The sequence below is a fragment of the Parasphingorhabdus sp. genome (assembly GCF_036568145.1).
Lineage (GTDB): Bacteria > Pseudomonadota > Alphaproteobacteria > Sphingomonadales > Sphingomonadaceae > Parasphingorhabdus.
Genome location: NZ_DATCTC010000015.1, coordinates 60,995 through 82,043 on the forward strand (window position 1 = coordinate 60,995; position 21,049 = coordinate 82,043).

Annotated in this window: 19 protein-coding genes; 2 read left to right on the top strand and 17 right to left on the bottom strand. The window is 53.8% G+C overall.

Annotated elements, in window-relative coordinates:
• Positions 1-16 precede the first annotated feature (16 nt).
• From VIN76_RS03965 to VIN76_RS04010, 10 genes are all read right to left on the bottom strand, one after another.
• Positions 17-811 carry a cell envelope biogenesis protein TolA gene (locus VIN76_RS03965; protein ID WP_332040518.1) on the bottom strand — a complete coding sequence of 265 codons (795 nt, stop codon included), beginning with the start codon at positions 809-811 and terminating at the stop codon, positions 17-19.
• A gap of 14 nt (positions 812-825) precedes the next feature.
• Positions 826-1,272 carry a protein TolR gene (gene tolR / locus VIN76_RS03970; protein WP_332040519.1) on the bottom strand — a complete coding sequence of 149 codons (447 nt, stop codon included), beginning with the start codon at positions 1,270-1,272 and terminating at the stop codon, positions 826-828.
• Positions 1,273-1,275: 3 nt separating this feature from the next.
• Complete coding sequence (tolQ, locus tag VIN76_RS03975; RefSeq protein ID WP_332040520.1) at positions 1,276-1,974, bottom strand: protein TolQ; 699 nt, start codon at positions 1,972-1,974, stop codon at positions 1,276-1,278.
• A 12-nt stretch (positions 1,975-1,986) separates the two neighbouring features.
• Positions 1,987-2,475 (bottom strand): YbgC/FadM family acyl-CoA thioesterase, encoded by a 489-nt coding sequence (locus VIN76_RS03980; RefSeq protein WP_332040521.1) that lies wholly within the window; start codon positions 2,473-2,475, stop codon positions 1,987-1,989.
• An 87-nt stretch (positions 2,476-2,562) separates the two neighbouring features.
• A complete protein-coding gene (locus VIN76_RS03985) occupies positions 2,563-3,075 on the bottom strand; it encodes an SRPBCC family protein (RefSeq protein ID WP_332040522.1) in 513 nt (170 codons plus the stop codon).
• Entirely contained in the window at positions 3,068-3,436 is a 369-nt protein-coding gene (locus tag VIN76_RS03990) for a metalloregulator ArsR/SmtB family transcription factor (protein WP_332040523.1), read from the bottom strand. The genes VIN76_RS03985 and VIN76_RS03990 overlap by 8 nt, the downstream gene beginning before the upstream one ends.
• Before the next feature lie 119 nt (positions 3,437-3,555).
• A complete protein-coding gene (locus tag VIN76_RS03995) occupies positions 3,556-3,903 on the bottom strand; it encodes a TraR/DksA family transcriptional regulator (protein WP_332040524.1) in 348 nt (115 codons plus the stop codon).
• Positions 3,904-3,909: 6 nt separating this feature from the next.
• Complete coding sequence (locus VIN76_RS04000) at positions 3,910-5,256, bottom strand: amidohydrolase (protein ID WP_332040525.1); 1,347 nt, start codon at positions 5,254-5,256, stop codon at positions 3,910-3,912.
• Between the two features lie 82 nt (positions 5,257-5,338).
• Positions 5,339-5,722 (bottom strand): VOC family protein, encoded by a 384-nt coding sequence (locus tag VIN76_RS04005; protein ID WP_332040526.1) that lies wholly within the window; start codon positions 5,720-5,722, stop codon positions 5,339-5,341.
• 158 nt (positions 5,723-5,880) lie between these two features.
• Positions 5,881-6,417: a DUF3617 domain-containing protein gene (locus VIN76_RS04010; RefSeq protein ID WP_332040527.1), complete on the bottom strand. Its 537-nt coding sequence runs from the start codon at positions 6,415-6,417 to the stop codon at positions 5,881-5,883.
• 176 nt (positions 6,418-6,593) lie between these two features.
• Between VIN76_RS04010 and uvrB the strand changes: the two genes are divergently transcribed.
• Positions 6,594-8,771, top strand: coding sequence for an excinuclease ABC subunit UvrB (uvrB, locus tag VIN76_RS04015; protein WP_414696272.1), 2,178 nt, complete (start codon positions 6,594-6,596; stop codon positions 8,769-8,771).
• 431 nt (positions 8,772-9,202) lie between these two features.
• Here uvrB and VIN76_RS04020 read toward each other — a convergent pair whose 3' ends face one another.
• Both VIN76_RS04020 and VIN76_RS04025 read right to left on the bottom strand, forming a co-directional pair.
• On the bottom strand, positions 9,203-9,820 hold the full coding sequence (locus VIN76_RS04020) for a redoxin domain-containing protein (RefSeq protein ID WP_332040528.1): 618 nt from the start codon (positions 9,818-9,820) through the stop codon (positions 9,203-9,205).
• Between the two features lie 50 nt (positions 9,821-9,870).
• Positions 9,871-12,039, bottom strand: coding sequence for a protein-disulfide reductase DsbD family protein (locus VIN76_RS04025; protein WP_332040529.1), 2,169 nt, complete (start codon positions 12,037-12,039; stop codon positions 9,871-9,873).
• Between the two features lie 81 nt (positions 12,040-12,120).
• Here VIN76_RS04025 and VIN76_RS04030 point away from each other — a divergent pair, with 81 nt between their 5' ends.
• Complete coding sequence (locus tag VIN76_RS04030; protein WP_332040530.1) at positions 12,121-13,797, top strand: alkaline phosphatase family protein; 1,677 nt, start codon at positions 12,121-12,123, stop codon at positions 13,795-13,797.
• A gap of 5 nt (positions 13,798-13,802) precedes the next feature.
• On the opposite strand, the gene VIN76_RS04035 is transcribed toward VIN76_RS04030, so the two are convergent.
• From VIN76_RS04035 to VIN76_RS04055, 5 genes are all read right to left on the bottom strand, one after another.
• On the bottom strand, positions 13,803-14,771 hold the full coding sequence (locus tag VIN76_RS04035) for a right-handed parallel beta-helix repeat-containing protein (RefSeq protein WP_332040531.1): 969 nt from the start codon (positions 14,769-14,771) through the stop codon (positions 13,803-13,805).
• A gap of 312 nt (positions 14,772-15,083) precedes the next feature.
• On the bottom strand, positions 15,084-17,774 hold the full coding sequence (gene metH / locus VIN76_RS04040) for a methionine synthase (RefSeq protein ID WP_414696273.1): 2,691 nt from the start codon (positions 17,772-17,774) through the stop codon (positions 15,084-15,086).
• A gap of 113 nt (positions 17,775-17,887) precedes the next feature.
• Entirely contained in the window at positions 17,888-18,949 is a 1,062-nt protein-coding gene (locus tag VIN76_RS04045; RefSeq protein ID WP_332040532.1) for a homocysteine S-methyltransferase family protein, read from the bottom strand.
• Complete coding sequence (gene metF, locus VIN76_RS04050; protein ID WP_332040533.1) at positions 18,946-19,902, bottom strand: methylenetetrahydrofolate reductase; 957 nt, start codon at positions 19,900-19,902, stop codon at positions 18,946-18,948. Before metF ends, VIN76_RS04045 begins: the two co-directional genes overlap by 4 nt.
• Complete coding sequence (locus tag VIN76_RS04055; RefSeq protein WP_332040534.1) at positions 19,899-20,930, bottom strand: metalloregulator ArsR/SmtB family transcription factor; 1,032 nt, start codon at positions 20,928-20,930, stop codon at positions 19,899-19,901. The genes metF and VIN76_RS04055 overlap by 4 nt, the downstream gene beginning before the upstream one ends.
• Positions 20,931-21,049: the final 119 nt, after the last annotated feature.

Genomic DNA, 21,049 nt, shown 5'->3' on the forward strand with positions numbered 1-21,049 from the left:
CCTATATAGCCTGACCCTATATACCCAGATAGAGTACAGGTTCTATGATGTTCCACTCGTTATAATATTTATCGGGGAATGTCGTATAAGGTGCGGCCAGTTTTACGGCAGCAATCGCCCGTTCCTTGTGCACGTCAGCCTGGGAACGGTTGCTGGCGGTGATTCCGGTCGTGGTGGCGGTGGGTGTTCCGACAATATTGCCATTACGGTCAAGCCGGGCAGTGACTTTTGTCCGCAAAAGCTCCGCATCGGCTCCGGTAGGCGGCTTCCAGTGGCGCTTGATCTGCCGGTATAATTCCTGCTGCAAAGACGCAACGACGCTGGCAGATGCTTTTTCTCCGGTCGCTTCCTGATTACGGCTCAGCGATGACTGGTCGGTTATGCCTTTCAGGAAATCCTTGCCCAACCGCGACCCTTTTGGTTTTGGCTTGGATTCGGTCGCAGGTTTCTCCTGCGCTTTGGGCTTTTCCTTCGGAGAGGCTTTAGGCTGAGGCTTTGGTTCGGCGGCGGGTGCGGGCTGCGGGCGTGTTGGCTCTATTGTGGGGGCAGGGGTAAGTTCGCTGGGTTCCGGCTGGCTCAGATCCGCCGGATCGGGATCGCCAAGCTCTTCGGCCACGCTGGTCGCTGGCGGCATAAGGGCAAGATTGGGCGCACTGCTTTCCAGACCGACCTCATCCGCAATCGTAACTTCGATGGACTTGGGCTTATAAATATTATCCGGCAGAAACAGCAGGTTGAGCGACAATATGCCAAACAGGGCAACATGCCCGGCAGCAGCAACACCCAAGCCAATTTTTTCAGCCTTCTCCATACAGCCTGTATTTCCTAATTAGACTCAGATGAACCTGTTGTGACTAATGATACGCGGTTCAGCCCGGCCCGGTTGAGTTCACCCATAACCGCCATAATAAACCCGTAATCAAGGGTTTTGTCACCGCGAAGCATGATTTGCCGCGGGTTATCCGGATTCTGGGTGGCTGCGATTTCGTTCAGGCGCGAGGCCAGAATATCCCGGTCCATTTCTTCATCATCAAGGTAAATCCTGCCTTGTGGGTCGATCGAGATCTGGACTGGTTCCTGATCCTGTTCCAGCGCATTGGCGCGGCTTTCCGGCAGGTCCACGGGTACACCGGTGACCAATAAAGGCGCGGTGACCATGAAGATGATTAAAAGCACCAGCATAACATCGACAAAGGGGGTGACGTTTATCTCTGACATAGGTGCACGGCCCCGATTACGGCGGCCATGTCCGGGGGCTAGGTTCATTGCCATCGCTTATTTTCCCAATTCCAGTTCGCGGCTCAATGTCGCGTGAAATCCGTCGGCAAAGCGGCCCATTCGGGCTTCCATCTTGTTTAAGCGGTGCGAAAAGCGGTTATAGGCAATAACGGCGGGAATCGCTGCAAACAGGCCAATCGCGGTCGCAAACAGCGCCTCTGCAATGCCCGGCGCAACCACGGCGAGCGAACTGTTCTGTTCTGCCGCAATGGCCGAAAAGCTGCGCATAATGCCCCAGACTGTCCCGAACAGGCCGACGAAAGGGGCAACGCTGCCGACGGTGGCAAGGAAGTTGAGACGGTCGGCCAGCTTGTCCACTTCATGGGTGATCGAGGAATTCATAGCGGTGGCAAGGCGTTGGCGTGTGCCTTCGCGGTCAATCGGGCCGCGTGCAGTGGATCGCCGCCACTCGCGCATCCCCTCGAACAGCACCTTGGCTATTGGCAGTCCGGATTTTCCATGATCGTCGAAAAATTTGTCAATATTGTCGGTTTTGGAAAAAGACTGCTCAAATTGATCGGTCTTCTTTCCGATACGGCTTATTTTCATCCCGAAGCTGACAATGATAGTCCATGTCCAGATGCTGGCAAGCAGCAGACCGATCATGACCGCTTTGACGATGATATCCGCCTGTAAAAACAGGTTAAAGGGTGAAAATTCACCGGAAGCTGCATGGATAGAGAGACTGTCTAGCAAAATATAATCCTCTTATTCGTCGGGTTTTGTATCAATCGCATCTACCATGACCGCAGCAAATGCTTTCGTCCATGGTTCAGGTTGCCGTCTTGGCCGCCCGGCAGGCGTAAGGAAGGCTGCCTGAACAGTGGCTGACGCTATTCTTTCGTCTCCGCGCATGATCGTTTGTTCTATTTCGACGCTGGCTTTCCGTAATTTGTGCACGCCGCTGATGACGAGCAGATTATCCTGAAACCTGGCCGGTGCAATATATTTTATATGTAAATCAGCCACCGCATAGGCTCCGTCGCCCGCCTCAAACGCAGCGCGCTGGTCCATGCCAAGTTGATAAAGCATATCGGAACGTGCCCGCTCCATGAATTTCAGGTAAGCGGCATGATAGACAATCCCGGAAAAATCCGTGTCTTCATAATAGACCCGGCAGGCAAAATAATGCCGTCCGCCGCGAAACTGGCCGTCATGGGGCTTTATATCGACCGGAAGATTGTTGTTGGCATCCATCTGCGGGATAGTAGCCTTTGGATTTCAAAGAGAAAGCTCGAAACATTCCGTCCGGCGCATTTTTGAGTCTATTTGGCCGTTGGCGGATTATTCCCATAGCTGATCGGAAAGGGTTTCGCCCGTTTCCAGCAAGCTTTTAAGGTTACTAAGCACTGCGGGCCAGCCATCGCGCACGCCTTTATCCATCTCTGAACCGGGTTCAAGCTCGCTATGGACAACGGTCAATTTCGTATCCGGGCCAAGCGCAACAAGCTCATAGGTCACAATCGAGAGTTTGGCCGGATCGTCCCCCTCACTGTCAAAGGCCCAGCTCCAGACCATTTTGCGGGGCGGATCAATTTCAATAATATGCCCCCGGACATCGGTTTTTCCGCTTCCATCGCTGCGAACATGGTTCCACCGCGATCCCGGTTGCCAATCCGATTCATTATAATGGCCCCAATAAGCCTTGGTCATGTCGCGGTCGATCAAGCCATTCCAGACTTTTTCCACGCTGGCTGCTATGAAGATTGTATAGACAAAATCGGGCGCACATTGTTCGCCGGTTGATCCGCGAGTGGCGGTGATGTCGCTTGGGGTTGCTGCAGATGAGCTAGGCACTGCGTTTCTCCTCTTCCGGTTTCCTGTCATTCTCGATCTGGTCTTTGAAATCTGTGAGCGCTGTGATGCGTGCATCTTCAAACTTGCCGACCCAGCGGTGGACAATATCGCTCAGCGGCACGGGATTAAGGTAATGGAGTTTAGTCCGGCCCTGCCAGTGAACAGTGACCAGATTGGCCTTTTCCAATATCGCGAGATGTTTGGCCACGGCTTGGCGAGACATGGAGATTTGTTCACAGAGTTCGTTCAGGCTTTGACCATTTTTGGCAAATAGCCGGTCAAGCATCTGTCGCCGCGTCTTATCCGCCAGTGCATGGAAAATATCTGCTATGAACACTAATATGCAACTAAATGGTTGCATGTCAAGATTGTTCTACACCGTCGTCAAGAGCGGGCACCTTCAACTGACCAAAAGAGGTTTGTGCAGTTTGTAAACTTCGCCCCGCGCCGTATCAAAACCGCTGCCGGAAAACGCTATTGCTACCGCGCGCAGTTAACGCATAATGCCGCCGCCGGGTCGATTTCCAGACGTTTATAGGCAATGGGTTCGCCGCATTCGGCGCACCAGCCATATTCATCCTCTGCGATCCGTTTCAGCGCAATATCAATCCGCGCAAGATCGCTGGTCCGGCGGCGTGCTTCGGCCTGTGCCATTTCCTGTTGCTGCAAAGCATCCATGCGCGACAGGCGGCCAACACTTTGCTGGTCCAGTTCCACCGTGCCGCGCCAGTTTGCACCTTCGTCGTCCAGTGCTTTGAGCTCCGACTGCCGCTTAACCAAAAGATTCTTCAGCGCCGCAAGCTGAGTTTTGGAAAGACCGTCAGCCATCGCGGGTCATTCTGTTTTGGGGGCGAGCAGGTCCAAAGCGGCTGCGGTCATAGCCTCTGTGCCCAGAGTCACGGATTCCCTTGGCGAAACTTTGAAAAATGGCGAATGGTGGGATGGCACGGGCGGGCCGCCTGCCTCTGCGGCGTCAAAGGCCGATTGCGGTGTTCCCCCAACTGAGAAATAGACGCCAGGCACATCGGTATTGGGTGCGACAAAATACGCGAAATCCTCTGCACCCATGCCTTCGCGTGGCTTATCGTCAAAAACATCGGCCCCGAAACGCTCTGAAAACAGGTTTTTAATCCGGCGGGTCAGGGCGGCATCATTATATGTCGCCGGTGTCCGTTCCTGTGATATTGTGACCTTGGGCAGCTTGTCGTCGGGCAGGCCGTTCATTCTGCCGACATTTTCCGAAATACGCTTGATGCCTTCGAGCAGTTTTTCGCGGGTTTCCTGATCATCGGAACGGACGGTAAGCTGCATCTCCGCCTTGTCGGAAATGATATTATGCTTGAAGCCGCTATGGAAAGATCCAACCGTCACCACGGCGGGATTAAGCGGCGCAATCTCGCGGCTGACCAGAGTTTGCAAATTCATGATGATCTGCGCGCCCATGACAACCGGATCCTTTCCGCGGTGCGGCGATGCACCATGCGCGCCAACCCCGTATACGGTGATGTCCACGCTGTCAGATGAGGAAGAGCTGATCCCCTCTCTCAACGCCAGTTTGCCGGTCGGTGTATCGGCCGAGACATGGAAAGCCATGGCAAAATCTGGTTTGGGGAAGCGGCTGTAAAGCCCGTCATCCATCATCAGCTTTGCGCCGCCAATGCGTTCTTCGGCGGGCTGCGCGATCAGCACAACCGTCCCGCGCCACTGATCCTTCATTGCCGACAGGCGGCGCGCCGTTCCGATCAGGGAGGTGATATGCACATCATGGCCGCAGGCGTGCATAACCGGTTTTTCCTGACCATCTATGCTGACCTGTCTGGCCGTGGACATATAATCCAGGCCGCTATCTTCGACGAGGGGCAGCCCGTCCATATCCGCACGCAGCATTAGAGTCGGGCCGTCGCCATTTTCCATGACCGCAACAACCCCGGTGCCGCCGACTTTTTCGGTAACATCCCACCCGGCCGCGCGCCATTCCTTGGCCATGATAGAAGCTGTGCGGGTTTCCTTGTAAGACAGTTCCGGATTGCGGTGAAAATCGAGGAACAATGCACCCAGCTTTTCATCATAATCTGACGAAACAGCTTTACCAAGGTCCGTAGTCGGTCCTGATTGTGCCAGAGCAGGTGATATGGAAGCCAACAGGCCGCATGTGGCCAAAGCCAATAGATGATGTTTCACGATTTTTCCCCTAATTTCCAATCCTTGTGTCGGACAGATTCCGAATGTCTAAATTGTTCAGCGCTGCTTTTTAAAGCAAGACCTATCCGCCAATAGCAAATTTACAGGCACATAATTTATTGCCGTCGAGATCGCGGAAATAGGCACCGTAAAAAATATCGGGTGCGCGCCAGTCAGGTGCGCCTTCATCGACAGCACCCAGTTCCATTGCCTTGGCGTGAAGCGCATCCACCTGATCGGTGTCGTCAAAAGACAGTGCGACCATTGTGCCATTGCCAAAACAGGCTTCATTGCCATCATAGGGATTGGTGATACAGATCATCGGTTGCCCGGGCGCCCGACCGTAAAACTGCCCACCCAAAGGGGTCTGGAACAGTTTTTTGATATCAGTTCCTTCAAAAAGACTGTCGTAAAATTCAACAGCTTTGTCTTTATCATTGGTGCCCAGCATTGTGTAAGCGATCATCTGCTTCTCTCTCTCCCTTGGTATTGCTGATATGGTTTCGGTGTGAAACCTATCACTGCTACCAATAGATGCAATGGCGTGATGGACAATAGGCATAAAAAACGGAGCAAAAGCACATGGGCTTTGCTCCGTCTTTAATAAATTTAGGTGTCAGAGGTTCAGCTTGTTGGGCATTTCCCGATCCGTTTGCCGTTGCTTTTCGCCGTAATGTCCATTTCCATGCCGCCGGCACCGCCGTTCATTTGCATGGTCATGTCATAGCTGCTTGGACCATATTGACCGTTCATTACCATGGTCATCTCACCCGGTGCACCAACATTGCCACAAGTCATTTCGGATGAGATCGCGCCGCCGCTCATGTCAAACTTCTTGACTGTGCAGTCGGTTTTTTCCTGTGCGGCAAAAAATTCCGCGCCCGGGTTTTTGGCCTGTTCTTCTGTAATGCAGGATTTACTGACGGTCGTTGTCTTCATGCTATCCATGATATTCGTAGGCGCGCCTTCGGGCAGACCTTCGATTTTGATATCCACGATTTCGACAGTATTCTCCCATTCACCGGGCTCCAGAGTGACTTCGTTCATCACTTTTGCAACTTCATCCGCGCTGATATTGCCATCATTGTCGGTATCTGCGGTGTTGCTGGAGCAGCCTACCATCAATGCAGATGCGGCTACGGCTAAAACAATCTTGATCACAGGGGTTTTTCCTTGTTTAGTTATTGACCCGGCTATTCCCATATCCCGATTGTCCGGTTTTGTAAATTTATGAAGATGTAATATCTTCGTTCACGAATATTGGGTCAAGGTTGATGTCAAGATTGGGGCCAAGATTGGGGGATGACACCGGACCTGTTTAGCCCCATATTCCTTTCATGGTGCAACTGGTTATCAGAGAAGGTCTGGCGGAACCGAAAACCGATGAAAATTTCGTTCCCCACAAACCTGTTCGTCCCGAAAAATCGGAAGGTGGCAAAGCATTTGAGCTGGTCAGCGATTTTGAACCGTCCGGCGATCAACCCGAAGCGATAAAGGAACTGGTTTCGGGGATACAGGCGGGCGAGCTCGATCAGGTGCTATTGGGCGTTACCGGATCGGGCAAGACCTTTACGATGGCGAAGATTATCGAGGCGACCCAGCGTCCGGCCCTGATATTGGCACCGAACAAGATTCTTGCGGCGCAGCTCTACGGCGAGTTTAAAAGCTTTTTCCCCAATAATGCGGTCGAATATTTCGTCAGCTATTACGATTATTACCAGCCCGAAGCTTATGTCGCCCGGTCCGATACCTATATCGAGAAGGAAAGCTCGGTAAACGAAGCGATTGACCGGATGCGCCATAGTGCGACCAGAGCGCTGTTGGAGCGTGATGACGTGATTATAGTTGCTTCCGTGTCCTGTCTTTACGGTATTGGCTCGGTCGAAACCTATTCGGCGATGATCTTTGATCTTAAAAAAGAACAGGTGGTGGATCAGCGGGAGATTATCCGTAAACTCGTCTCCCTGCAATATAAGCGCAATGATCAGGCATTCGCTCGCGGCAATTTCCGGGTGCGTGGTGACAGTCTGGAAATCTTTCCTTCTCACTATGAAGATATGGCATGGCGGATTTCCTTTTTCGGTGACGAAATTGAGGATATTGTCGAATTCGATCCGTTAACGGGCAAAAAGGGCGCGAGCCTTGATCGGGTGCGGGTTTTCGCCAATTCCCACTATGTGACGCCCGGTCCGACGATGAAGCAGGCGATGGAAGCGATCAAGCTGGAACTTGCTGTACGCCTCAAAGATCTGGAGGCGGAGGGCAAGCTGCTGGAGCATCAGCGGTTGGAACAGCGAACGAATTTTGACCTTGAAATGATTGCGGCGACCGGAAGCTGCGCCGGTATCGAAAATTACTCGCGCTTTCTCACCGGCCGTTTACCCGGAGAGCCGCCGCCGACCTTGTTTGAATATCTGCCCGATAACGCCCTATTATTCGTCGATGAAAGCCATCAGACCGTGCCGCAAATTGGCGCAATGTCAAAGGGCGACCACCGGCGCAAGATTACGCTGGCCGAATATGGTTTCCGGCTGCCAAGCTGTATCGATAACCGTCCGCTGCGCTTCAACGAATGGGATGCCATGCGGCCCCAGACGGTTAGTGTATCGGCTACGCCTGGCAAGTGGGAGATGGAACAGACCGGCGGTGTGTTCGCCGAACAGGTGATCCGTCCTACCGGGCTGATTGACCCGCCGGTCGAGATCAAGCCGGTTGAGGATCAGGTCGATGATCTTATTAACGAGTGCAAAAAAGTCGCGCAGAAGGGCTATCGCACGCTGGTCACGACGCTGACCAAACGAATGGCTGAAGATCTGACCGAATTTATGCACGAGGCGGGAATAAAGGTCCGCTATATGCACAGCGATGTCGAGACGCTGGAAAGGATCGAGTTGATCCGGGATCTGCGGCTGGGTGTTTATGATGTGTTGGTCGGGATCAACCTGCTTCGCGAAGGGCTTGATATACCGGAATGTGGTCTGGTCGCGATACTGGATGCTGACAAGGAAGGCTTTTTACGGTCCGAAACCTCTTTGATTCAGACGATTGGTCGGGCGGCGCGTAACGTGGACGGGCGGGTGATCCTTTACGCAGACCGGATCACCGGTTCGATGGAACGCGCCCTGAGTGAAACCGAACGGCGGCGAAAGAAGCAAGAGGAATATAACGCGCTGCACGGCATCACGCCGACAACGATCAAGAAAAATATTGGTGATATTATTGCCCATGTATCGAACCAGGATCAGGTCACCGTGCCGATCGATGACGATACGCAGCATCTGGTCGGCCACAACCTGCGCAGCCATATCGAAAGCCTTGAAAAGCGGATGCGCGAAGCTGCGGCTGATCTGGAATTTGAGGAAGCGGGACGGCTGCGCGATGAGATCCGTCAGCTTGAGGCCGAAGAGCTGGGCCTTCCTGCCGACTTACAACTGGCTAAACCAAAAGGACGTGCAACCGAGGGGAGGCCGGGCACACGCAAGATGCGCTATGGCCGGACGCAGAGGAAATTCTGAACCATCATTCTTAGCGGCAATAGTTGGTATCCACGCGAATCAAATATGCGGTATTTTCAATGCCCATTTTACCCGGTCGCAGGGTTATTTAGGGATATTTGGCGGGATTTCGCTATTTCAATGAAAAAATTATAATCAAATATCAAGGCGATAATTATATTTACAATAGTTTACCCTAGAGTTCATCTCCGGTTACGGTAAGGGGCATTATACAAAAATTCATAGCGACGGTTTGACGCGGTTTGCGCAATCCGCATCATATGATGGTTGAAAGCTATGGTCATGGCACACCGCAATGTCGGCTGGTGCTTATGGCATATAAAAGTTTACTTGATGGGGGAAATAGTTTGCCCGGCGGTGGCATTAGGGTCGCATGTCGCCGGAACAAAGGTAGGGAGTAGATTTGATTCTATTGAGTCTACTCCCTGATCTTAGCTCTCATATTTGACGGAACAACCATAGGGCCGCGATTGGGCAACGCTAACGCTTTTGCCGGCCTTCAGTTCAGCCAATGCCGCGCTGACATGATTACGCGCTTCCTTGATATCGGCTTGGTCCGCAGTTGGTTTGTCATCAATACCACCCTGATAAACCAGCTTTCCGGAAGCATCGATAATGTACATATGCGGTGTTGTTTTTGCGGCATAGGCTTTTCCGACCACACCTTTCATGTCGAGTAGATAGTGGTTGGATTTCATACCCGTTTCTTTGAAAAGCTTTTGTGCATCCGGGCCATTCATATAGCCCTGTTTCCCCTTTGCACCGCTGTTGATCGTCAACCAGACCGCGCCTTGTTCGCGCGCGGCGGCCTGGGTTTTTTGCATATTGCCGCTATCATAATGTTTGGCCACAAACGGACATCCCGGATTGTGCCATTCCAGAACCACGGGCTTTCCCCGGAAACTGGAAAGCTGCACCGTTTTCCCATTCATATCGGTTAGCTTGAAATCCTGTGCGATGGCACCGGTTTTCTGAGCAGCAGCGAGCGGCATGGCCATGCCAAATGCAGCGACAATAGCAAGGGAAGTGATAGCCGGTTTATAGAACATGGGAATATCCTTTCCATTCAATCAGTGTTGGCACGCATCCGTTTAATCGGTCATGCGACTAGGTCGGTCAGCGTGCTGACGGTCAGAATCTGTGGCAATATAACAGGTTCCTTGCCCGGTGCATAATAGAGATAAAGCGGGACCCCGGCGCGGCCATGTTTTTCAAGGAAATTGCTGATTTCCGGATCGGGACGTGTCCAGTCGCCCATCAGTACGGCGACATTCGCGGCCGCGAAAGCATCAGCGGTTTCCTGTCGCTGCACTGCGGCGGCTTCATTGGCCTTGCAGGTAATGCACCAGTCAGCCGTGAAATAGGCAAAGACAGGTTGGTTGGCTGCACGCAATTCGGACAATCTCGCTTCGCTAAACGGCTCGCTGGGCAGGGTGGCGGAGGATGCGTTTGCTGCGCGCTGGCTATTAGTTGCCTGTTGACCGGGCAGCAATAAAACTCCGCCGATAATCGCTGCGACCAATGCGCCGGTGGTTATTGTTCCGCGGGACAGTCCCTTTGCCTGACCGCCCCCGAACCACCATAGAATCAAACTAATGAGCAAAAGGAAGATAAGGGACAGTGCCAACCCGTCCTCACCGATTTGACGGCCAAGCAGCCAGATAAGGCCGATTGCGGTTAGAAACATGGGGATAGCCATAGCCTTGCGGAAACTGTCCAGCCATGGCCCCGGCTTTGGCAGGCGTTTGCGGATAGCGGGGATGAAAGCGATCAGCAGAAAGGGCAAGGCAAGGCCAAGGCCCAGGCCGGCAAAAATGACAAGCGCGGCAACCGGCGGCAGCACAATGGTAGCCCCCAAAGCGGCCGCCATGAAAGGGCCAGTGCAAGGCGTTGCGACAAAGGCAGCAAGCGCGCCAGTCCAGAATGATCCGCTCGCCCCGTCTTTCTGGGTGAGCCTGTTACCAAAATTGACATTGGGCAGTTCGAACAAACCCGCAAGGTTGAAACCGATTGCGGTGACGAGGATGAGCAGCACAAAGATGATCCGGGAATCCTGAAGCTGGAATGCCCAGCCGACTGCCGCTCCGCTGGCACGAAGCGCGAGCAGTAATGCGCCTAAGGCCGCCGCGACCAGAACAACACCGGCAGTATAGGCCAGCGCATCGCGGCGGACGATATGTTCATCGCCGCCAGCCTTGGCGAGGCTGAGCGCTTTCAGGCTAAGAATCGGGAACACGCAGGGCATCAGATTGAGCAGCAACCCGCCAACTATCGCCCCGCCAAGCGCTATGAAAAGCAGGGATGCGTGAGACTGGTCGCCACCATTATTAAAATTTCCGCCATCTCCCCCGGTGCTGAGAGGGATGCCGGACATCTCGACTTCGCCCTTGGATGCATCAAGCGAGAGCCCAATGCCCGGTCCGATTTTCAGAACTCCGGAGATGGTTTCGAGCATATCTCCGCGCGCTGTCGTTTCGATGATTAACCTGTCACCGTCACGGTTGACCTTTTGGGGTGCGGAATAGTCCAGAATCCCGTCTTCTATGATGAAGAAATAGGGGGTTTCAACATCAAGAGCTGCGGGAATGGGAACGGACAGACGGAACAGATCATCCCTGACCATGAAGGTTGCGTCACTGCCCAGTGGTTGGGGCAGGGCTTTGCGATGGTCGTCAAATTCCTTGTTGCGTGAAACGGCAGTGCCTTTATCCACCACTTCCAATGTGATGGAGAGCGTATCCTGTTCCGGAACGCAGACTTCATTTGTGCAGGCCAGCCATTGGGATTTTACCGTGATCGGTAGCGGGCCCGGCGCTATGTTTTCCGAGAGCGTCAGATTGACGAGGACCGCGTAATTGCCCTCGTAAATATAGTTCATGATTCCGGAAATTAGCAGCGTATCAGGAACAGGATATTTGGCTTCTCCGGCGCTTACGCCATCCGGCAATTGCCAGTCAAAACTCATGCCCATGCCGGCATCGCCCGGATTTTCCCAATAGCCGTGCCATGTGGGTTTTGGCGTCATTACAAAAGCAAGGGTAATGTCCTGCCCCGCGTGCACCTGCTGCGCTTCTGCAACCAGTGTGGCGGGCACATTCAGTTCCCGTTTGGCGGTTGTAACCTGCGCTTCGGCAGGGTTTCCGATCACTTCTCCGACCGGGTTGATGCCGATTAGCGCGGCGACAACAAGCGCGGCAAGAATGGCTTGCAATATGGTTCGAACCTTGAGCCCGGACCAGATAGTCCTTGAACAAAATGTGGATGTCATAAATATTTCACCATTTTCTCTATAGGCTGATAGTCTATCCAATGCTGTCTTACCACAGCGTCTTATCATGAGGGGTTATTCGTGCGCGCTATTAAATATGTTACAGTTTTCATGGCCTGCCTTACACTCTCCGCCGCGGCCAATGCCGAAGATCAGGGCGAAAAGAAACCCTTCAAACCAAAACTGGTCCTGGCCATTTCGGTTGACCAGTTTTCTGCCGATCTGTTCAGCGAATATCGCAGCAGCTTTACCGGCGGTTTAAAGCGGCTGTCTGGCGGAGCGGTGTTCCCCTCCGGTTATCAATCCCATGCTGCGACAGAAACCTGCCCCGGCCATGCGACCATTATGACCGGCGTCCATGCTGGCCGCGCCGGAATTATCGCCAATAACTGGATCGACCTCAACGTCAAACGTGAGGACAAGACCATTTATTGCGCGGAGGACGAGCGGATCGAAGGCACCAGCTTTGGTAGCATTACCGCCCCGACGCAAGGTGATTATGTCGCCTCCGCATGGCACTTGCTGGTGCCGACGCTGGGTGAGCGGTTAAAGAAAATTTCCCCTGAATCGCGCAACGTTGCTGTTTCAGGCAAGGATCGCGGAGCGCTGATGATGGGCGGTCAGGTTGTGGATGCGATTTACTGGTGGAAGGGAAAGGGCTTCACTACGTTGAAAGGGCGGACCATTGCCCCGGCCATCGGTGCGCTGAACACCGATATCGCTGCCAATATTGACAAGGCACGCGCGCCCTATGCCATTCCGGCCCAATGTGCGGCGCGAAACCGCAATATAGCTGTTAGTGATGACCAGTCGGTTGGCGACTATGCGTTTCAGCGACCAGAAGGGGCCAGCAGCATTTTTCGCGCCACTCCAGATTTTGACGGTGCAACGGTCAATGCCGCACTGGCGCTTGTCGAGTCGATGAAGCTGGGGCAGGGCGAGGCGACGGATGTCCTATCGCTCAGCCTGTCCGCAACCGATTATATCGGCCATGCCTTTGGTACAGGCGGCCTTGAAATGTGCATCCAGATGAGCGAGCTGGACCGCAATCTGGGAATATTGTTCAGCGCGCTGGACGAGCAGAATATCGACTATATCGCCATGCTGACCTCCGACCATGGCGGGCACGATCTGCCGGAGCGTTTACAGGAGCAAGGTCTTCCCCAAGCGGAGCGGATTGATCCGGACTTGAACGCCAAATATATCGGCGCGCAGATACGCGAATCGCTGGCGCTACCGGGGGATGAGCCATTGCTTCACGCCGACAGCCCATTAGGGGACTATTATATCAGCCTGTCCCTTGACCAAGATACGAAAGCCAAGGTCAAGGCCGAAGCCATGAAGCTGCTCACCAGCCACCGCCAAGTCCATTCCGTTCTGGACAGTGCTGATCTCGCCGCAATGCCAATGCCGCAGGGGCCTGTGGAGGAATGGACACTGGCCGAGCGCGCACGGGCATCTTTCCATCCGGACCGTTCGGGCGATTTTATTGTCTTGCTCAATAAAGCGGTGACGCCGATTACCCATGGCGGGCTCGGCTATGTTGCCACCCATGGTAGCCCGTGGGAATATGACCGCCGCGTGCCGATGCTGTTCTGGCACAAGGGGATCACCCATTTTGAGCAGCCTACATCGGTAAAGACGGTGGATATTGCGCCGACATTAGCGGCGTTTGTGGGTGTGGATATTCCCGCTGATGAAACAGATGGCCGCTGTCTGGATATTGATGGCGGCGCGGGTAATAGCTGCCAGAATTAAGCTAATTACCGTCGTTCGTAACGCTTCAATTCGGGGCTCAGGCTGTTATTCGCAATCCGCATCTGGTCGCCGCTCCAGTCGGCGACGAAAATTGTCTTGCGCTGCACGCCCTTGGCCAGCGATGCGTTATTGGAATGGATATTGAGGTCAGCCGAGCTGTGCCGCTTGCCCTCTGCAGCCACAGCGATAAAGGCGCTATAATTTTCCTTGTTCTGGCCCTGAACAAAGACATTGGCGCTAATCACACCGGATGCTCCGGCGGGCAGGTCGATCATGTAATTGGTTGCGCGGCCATGCGTATCGTCAAAGCTGCTATTGGTCACGGTGATGCGCGGAGCGCGGCTTTTGATATAATGCCCGCCGGAACCCATTTCAAAGCGCGACTGGGTTACTTTCAGTGAACCATAATCACCGACATAAATGCTGTGGGCACAGGATAACCCCCGGTCACAGCGGCCCAGCCGCTGGAATGTGGAACGCTCGATAGTGATGTTGCCCTTTGGGTCATTGGCCGTGAGCAATCCTTGCTCATTGTTACGAAACAGCGAGTTGGTGATCGTGAGATCACCTCGCTCTAGCCGGATACCCGCGCCATTGCCATCGGGCACGCGCAAGTTTTGGAATACGATCCCATCCACCACCGCAGACTGGCCGCGCAGCACCAGCGCCGCTTTTCCTTCGCAAATGCCGCCGTCCAGGATCGCTTGTCCGGGAACGGCTGAACGATAGGTAATCTGCCCCTCGGTCTGGACCGCGCATTGGCGATAGGAGCCGGGGGCGATGACGATCGTACCGCGCCTGGCGCCAATGGCTTTGACGGCATCCGATAGTTTTTGAAAAGCCTGTCCCTTTTCCGCCACCGTGAAGGGTGCGCTATTTTTGACCGGCTTTTGAGCCCGGTTTTGAGCCATGGCCCCAGGCGCGGCCGTGATTGCGAAAGCGAGAATGATGAATGACGGGACCGAAAATTTCACCTGAGAAGCTCCTGACAGGCGGTATTTGCCTTTGTTGTCCTATAAAGCCGCCCGAAGTTCAAAACAATGACAAGCATCACCTTGTCCCACTGTGCGCCACCTTTGGAGCGATTAGTCAACGGATGTCTGGCGGATATGTTGTCGATTTAAATTGAACATAACGGGCCTTTTGTCTTCTTTAGCCCTGAGCCTGTCGAAGGGTGTTTACGGCCTTGATGTCACGCGTGATTTAGAAGCGTCCTTCGACAGGCTCAGGACTAACGGCTTATTTGTCCAAAGAGGGTGATAGCCTACATATCCTGATAAGCACTTCTATTCGTTCAGGTTGGGCCGCAACCATTGCCGTGCTTGGTCCAGCGATACGCCGCGCCGCGAAGCATAATCCTCGACCTGATCTTCCCCGATACGCGCCACGCCGAAATAATCGGCCTGCGGATGGCCGAAGTAAAAGCCGGATACAGCGGATGTCGGGGTCATCGCAAAGCCGCTGGTGAGTTCAATACCGGTGTGGTTGGTCGCATTCAGCGCATCGAATAATATCGGTTTCAGGCTGTGATCCGGGCAGGCCGGATAGCCGGGGGCAGGGCGGATGCCTTGATATTTTTCCTTGATGAGCGCCTTGTTGTCGAGGCTTTCATCCGGCGCATAGCCCCATAGATCCATGCGCACATGCTTGTGCATCCGTTCGGCAAAAGCCTCGGCCAGCCGATCGGCAAGGGCCTTGAGCAAGATACTGTTATAATCGTCTTTATCGGCATGGAAGCGGGCGACATGCTCGTCAATGCCGTGGCCGGTGGTCACCGCAAAGCCGCCAATCCAGTCGTCAGCCGTATCAATATAATCGGCAAGGCAGTTATGCGCTTTGCCTTCCCGCTTGCTCACCTGTTGACGCAGCATGGGCAGACAAATTTCGCTCACGCCGTCCAGCGATAGGCTGTCGGAGTCCGGGTCATTTGAATTATGCCCCATTCCCGCCTCTCCCTTGTAAGGAAGGGGTTTAAAGAAAATGTCGTCCTTGTCGCGACGCGCGGGCCACAAAGCTACGACGCCTTTGGCTGTCAGCCATTTTTCTTCGATAATCTTGTCCAGCATGGCCTGCGCGTCCCTGAACAGATCGCTGGCGCTTTCTCCGACCACATCGTCGGTCAGAATAGAGGGATATGTGCCCGCCAGTTCCCACGCGCGAAAAAACGGTGTCCAGTCAATATAGTCACGTAGATCCGTCAAATCCCAGTCGTCATAGACGTGCAGCCCCGGCTTTTTGGGTGCGGGGGGCTTTTGGCTCATGTCGATCACGGGGGCGTTTGCACGGGCTTCCTTTATCGTGGTCAGTTTTTTCGCTGTCTTGCCAGCGCGGGCGATACGGACCTGTTCATAATCCTCACGGGTCTTTGCGATGAAGCCTTCCGCCTGGGTATCGCTGACCAACTGAGATGCCACACCAACGGCGCGGCTGGCATCAAGCACATAAATTGTCGGGCCGGAATAGGCAGGTTCGATACGCAGGGCGGTATGCGCCTTGGACGTTGTTGCCCCGCCAATCAGCAGCGGCATCGTGATGTTGGCACGCTCCATTTCTTCGGCAACAGTGACCATTTCATCCAGCGACGGGGTGATCAGGCCGGACAATCCTATCATGTCGGCATCATTGTCAGCCGCGGCTTTCAATATATCCTGCCAGGGCACCATGACGCCCAGATCAATCACTTCAAATCCGTTACATTGCAGGACGACCCCGACGATATTCTTGCCAATATCGTGCACATCGCCCTTAACGGTCGCCATGATAATCTTGCCCTTGCCCTTCGCTTTCTCGTCCTTTTCCGCCTCGATATAAGGGAAGAGATGGGCGACGGCTTTTTTCATCACGCGAGCAGATTTCACCACTTGCGGCAGGAACATCTTGCCGGACCCGAACAGGTCGCCGACAACATTCATCCCGCCCATTAACGGGCCTTCGATAACCTCGATAGGGCGTCCGCCTGCGTTGAAAATGGCAAGCCGCGCTTCCTCGGTATCTTCGATGATATGGGCATCAATGCCTTTGACAAGGGCGTGCTCCAACCGCTTGCTAACATCATAACCGCGCCATTCGGCAGCCGCTTTTTCCGCCGCTACATCGGTGCCGCGAAACTTTTCTGCCAAAGTGATCAGCCGGTCGGTCGCATCGTCGCGGCGGTCCAGAATCACATCTTCGCAATGTTCGCGCAGTTCCGGATCAATATCATCATAAATGTCCAGCTGACCCGCGTTGACGATGGCCATATCCATTCCGACGGGGATGGCGTGATACAGGAACACGCTATGCATCGCGCGGCGCACTGGTTCGTTGCCGCGGAAACTGAACGACAGGTTGGAAAGCCCGCCCGAAATATGGACGTGCGGGCAATTTGCCTTAATTTCTGCCGTGGCTTCTATAAAATCGAGACCATAGCGGCGATGCTCTTCGATGCCGGTGGCAACCGCGAACACGTTGGGATCAAAGATTATATCTTCGGGCGGAAAGCCGATGCCGGTTAACAGATTATAGGCGCGGGTGCATATTTCGACCTTACGCTCTTTCGTGTCAGCCTGCCCGGTTTCATCAAATGCCATGACAACGACCGCTGCACCATATGCCATGCATTTGCGGGCATATTTCAGAAATTCCTCTTCGCCCTCTTTCATCGAGATGGAATTGACGATGGGTTTTCCGGACACGCATTTCAGGCCCGCTTCGATGACGGACCATTTGGAACTGTCGATCATTACCGGTACACGGGCAATGTCCGGTTCGGCAGAAATCAGTTTGAGGAACGTCGTCATTGCATGTTCGGAATCAAGCAAGCCTTCATCCATATTCACATCAATAATCTGCGCGCCGTTTTCGACCTGTTGCCGCGCCACTTCCACTGCTGCCGAATAGTCGCCGTTGAGGATAAGCTTTTTGAAACGCGCGGAACCGGTCACATTGGTACGCTCGCCGATATTGACAAATTGTGCGGAAGAAGGGGTTGAGGTCATTTTAAGTTCCGTTAGCCCTTGGCGTGTCGAAGGGCGTTTCTGTTTCGGGATATGTTCTGGTCGAGAGGCGTGGTTCGACAGGCTCACCACTAACGCTATTCAAGTTCGGTTATTCACGCCGCCATTGTAAAAGGTTCTAGCCCGGACAAGCGGGTGACGACAGGCGGAGAAGGAATAGCACGCGGCTTGGCATCGGCAACCGTGCGGGCAATCGCGGCGATATGTTCCGGCGTTGAGCCGCAGCAACCCCCGACGATATTGACTAATCCTCCTGTGTCACCGGTGCCAAGCCACTCACCGATCAATGCTGCGGTTTGATCCGGCATCTCGTCATATTCACCAAGATCATTGGGCAGACCTGCATTGGGATAGGCCATGATCAGCGTGCCGGCTTGCTTGGCCAGCGCGGCAAGATGCGGTCGCAACTGATCGGCGCCAAAGGAACAGTTAAGCCCGATAGTGATGGGTTTCAGGTGGCGCACCGCGTGCCAGAAAGCTTCTACTGTATGGCCGGAAAGATTACGTCCCGACAGGTCGGTCAATGTCATTGAAAGCATTAACGGCACATCGCGGCCGCTTGCCTCCGCCGCTTCCTGCGCGGCCATACCGGCACATTTGGCGTTGAGCGTGTCAAAGATCGTCTCGATCAACAGAAAATCGACGCCGCCTTCGATCAACGCATCGCATTGTTCGCGGTAAACACTTTTCAGATAATCAAAATCAATTTCCCGAAAGCCGGGATCGTTGACATCGGGGGACAGGGACAAGGTCTTGTTCGTCGGGCCGATGGAGCCTGCGACAAAACGCTTTTTGCCATCTTTGGCCTCTGCCTTGTCACAGGCCCGGCGCGCAATTTCTGCCGATTTGATATTGAGATCGCGGACCAGATGTTCGCATCCGTAATCGGCCTGGCTGATTCTGGTTGAACTGAAAGTATTGGTTTCGATTATGTCTGCACCCGCATCCAGATAAGCGGTGTGAATGCCTTCGATAATATCGGGACGCGTCAGACTGAGCAGGTCATTATTGCCTTTTTGGTCATCGGCAAGGTCCAGATTGCCGCGATAGTCCCGCTCACCCAAGCCGTGATTCTGGATCGCTGTTCCATAGCCGCCGTCAAAGATAAGGATGCGCTGCGCTGCCAAAGCACGCAATTGATCGCCCGGATTGGTCATGCTGCTTTCTCCTGCTGACCGCTCACTGGCCGCTTGCCAAGCAAGTGACAGATTGCATAGCTAAGCTCTGCGCGGTTGAGCGTGTAAAAATGAAACTGACGGACGCCGCCAGCATAAAGTTTGCGGCACAATTCAGCCGCGACCGTCGCCGCGATCAACTGGCGCGCGGAAGGATGGTCATCCAGTCCTTCGAACAGGTCATTCATCCATGGTGGGATCTCCGCCCCGCACAGGCCCGCAAACTTTCGCGTCTGTGCGACGTTGGAAACCGGCAATATTCCGGGGACCAGTTCGGCATCAATCCCTGCTGCATCGGCAGCATCCCGGAAGCGGAAGAAAGCCTCCGCGGTAAAGAAAAACTGCGTAATTGCGCGGTTTGCACCGGCATCCAGCTTGCGTTTCAGATTGTCCAGATCGGCCTGCGGGCAGCTCGCCTCCGGGTGAGTTTCGGGATAGGCCGCTACCGAGATTTCAAACGGTGCAATATCCTTGAGTCCTGAAACCAGTTCCGCTGCACTTTTATAACCTTCCGGATGTGGTTCAAATGGCTGTCCCTCGACTGGCGGATCGCCGCGAAGCGCAACAATATGGCGTACACCAGCTTCCCAATAAGACTGAGCCACTTCGGCAATTTCTGCTTTGCTGGCGCCGACACAGGTCAAATGCGCTGCTGCCGGAATATTGGTCTCCTTGACAATCCGCGCAACTGTCGCGTGGGTGCGCTCCCGCGTTGATCCTCCGGCGCCATAAGTGACCGAGACAAAACGCGGGTTAAGCGGTTCAAGAGTCAGCACGCTGTTCCAGAGGGTTTGTTCCATCTTTTCCGTTTTTGGCGGGAAAAACTCAAAGGAAACATCGGCATCACCGTTCAGTCCGGCAAATAGCGGCACATCAAGCGCGCGCTTTGCTTCTTCCAATTGGCTCAAACCTAGGGGACGGGCATATTCGGTCATAAAGCGGCTCTTTTACTTTTGTTTGAAAGATCAGCGAAGGAAGCTTTTCCGCTGTCTGTGTGAATGCGAGGCAGACTCGATTTTCGGCCAACCCATATTTTGACGGTCAATTCACCGCCATCCAGCGTCCGGCTTTGCACCATGTCTATCTGGGATGCAGCAAACCATCTTTTCATGCTGTCATCGGAAAATCCGAGCCGGGCATGGGCATGGGCGGTCCGCAGTTCTTCACGGTCATGTGACGCAAAATCAACAATCATCACCATGCCGTTGTTACGAAGCACACGGGATACTTCGGCCAGCACCGCTTCGGGATAAGGTGCATAATGTAGCACCTGATGCAATATGACGCTGTCAATCTGGCTGTCATCAATAGGCAAATGGTTGAAATCGCCCAGTTTAAGTTCGGTTTTTCTGGCCAATGCAGCTTGATCGGTCTTGTCGCCCTCATTCCCCAATATCTTCGCACGCGCCAGACGGAGCATTTCGGGGCTTTTGTCCAGCGCCGTGATTTTTTCTGAATTGGGGCCGAACAGTTCAACCATCCGGCCAGTTCCTGTCCCAATGTCCAGAAAATGGCCGAGATTAACATCTTTCAGTAATGCCAGCATTGCCTGTTCGACAGCATCTTCGGGAAGGTGCAGTGACCGGATGGCATCCCATTCTTCGGCATGGGCTTCGAAATATTGTTCTGCCATCTCGGCTCGCGCTTTGCGGACAAGGGCCAGTTTCGCCTCGTCATCAATGGCTTGCTGTGAAGATATGACATTATCGGACCGAAAAAGGCGTCTTAGAATATCGAGTTCCGCCGCTTGGCCGGGGCGCAAGAAAACCCAGCTTCCTTCTTTCCTCCGTTCGGCCAGTCCAGCCTCATCCAATATCCTGATATGGCGTGAAATACGTGGCTGGCTTTGTTCCAATATCTGCGCCAGCTCGCCCACGGCAAGCTCCATTTTAAGCAAAAGCAGCATGATTCGTATCCGTGTGGGATCCGCCAGTGCTCGAAATATGGCTAATATTGCATCCATCAGGCGATATCATATAAAGATTTCTTTATATGTAGTCAATGCACTAGATTTCTCGCCCTTAATTTGACAATGTTGTGAATTGTGGCACCAAAAAGCACTTGGCGACCCTCGGCCTAGTA

Coding starts and splice junctions, on each gene's coding strand:
- VIN76_RS03965 (WP_332040518.1), bottom strand. CDS start 811: ATGGAGAAGGCTGAAAAAATTGGCTTGGGTGTTGCTGCTGCCGGGCAT.
- tolR (WP_332040519.1), bottom strand. CDS start 1,272: ATGGCAATGAACCTAGCCCCCGGACATGGCCGCCGTAATCGGGGCCGT.
- VIN76_RS03980 (WP_332040521.1), bottom strand. CDS start 2,475: ATGGATGCCAACAACAATCTTCCGGTCGATATAAAGCCCCATGACGGC.
- VIN76_RS03990 (WP_332040523.1), bottom strand. CDS start 3,436: ATGCAACCATTTAGTTGCATATTAGTGTTCATAGCAGATATTTTCCAT.
- VIN76_RS03995 (WP_332040524.1), bottom strand. CDS start 3,903: ATGGCTGACGGTCTTTCCAAAACTCAGCTTGCGGCGCTGAAGAATCTT.
- VIN76_RS04005 (WP_332040526.1), bottom strand. CDS start 5,722: ATGATCGCTTACACAATGCTGGGCACCAATGATAAAGACAAAGCTGTT.
- uvrB (WP_414696272.1), top strand. CDS start 6,594: ATGGTGCAACTGGTTATCAGAGAAGGTCTGGCGGAACCGAAAACCGAT.
- VIN76_RS04020 (WP_332040528.1), bottom strand. CDS start 9,820: ATGTTCTATAAACCGGCTATCACTTCCCTTGCTATTGTCGCTGCATTT.
- VIN76_RS04025 (WP_332040529.1), bottom strand. CDS start 12,039: ATGACATCCACATTTTGTTCAAGGACTATCTGGTCCGGGCTCAAGGTT.
- metH (WP_414696273.1), bottom strand. CDS start 17,774: ATGACCTCAACCCCTTCTTCCGCACAATTTGTCAATATCGGCGAGCGT.
- VIN76_RS04045 (WP_332040532.1), bottom strand. CDS start 18,949: ATGACCAATCCGGGCGATCAATTGCGTGCTTTGGCAGCGCAGCGCATC.
- metF (WP_332040533.1), bottom strand. CDS start 19,902: ATGACCGAATATGCCCGTCCCCTAGGTTTGAGCCAATTGGAAGAAGCA.
- VIN76_RS04055 (WP_332040534.1), bottom strand. CDS start 20,930: ATGGATGCAATATTAGCCATATTTCGAGCACTGGCGGATCCCACACGG.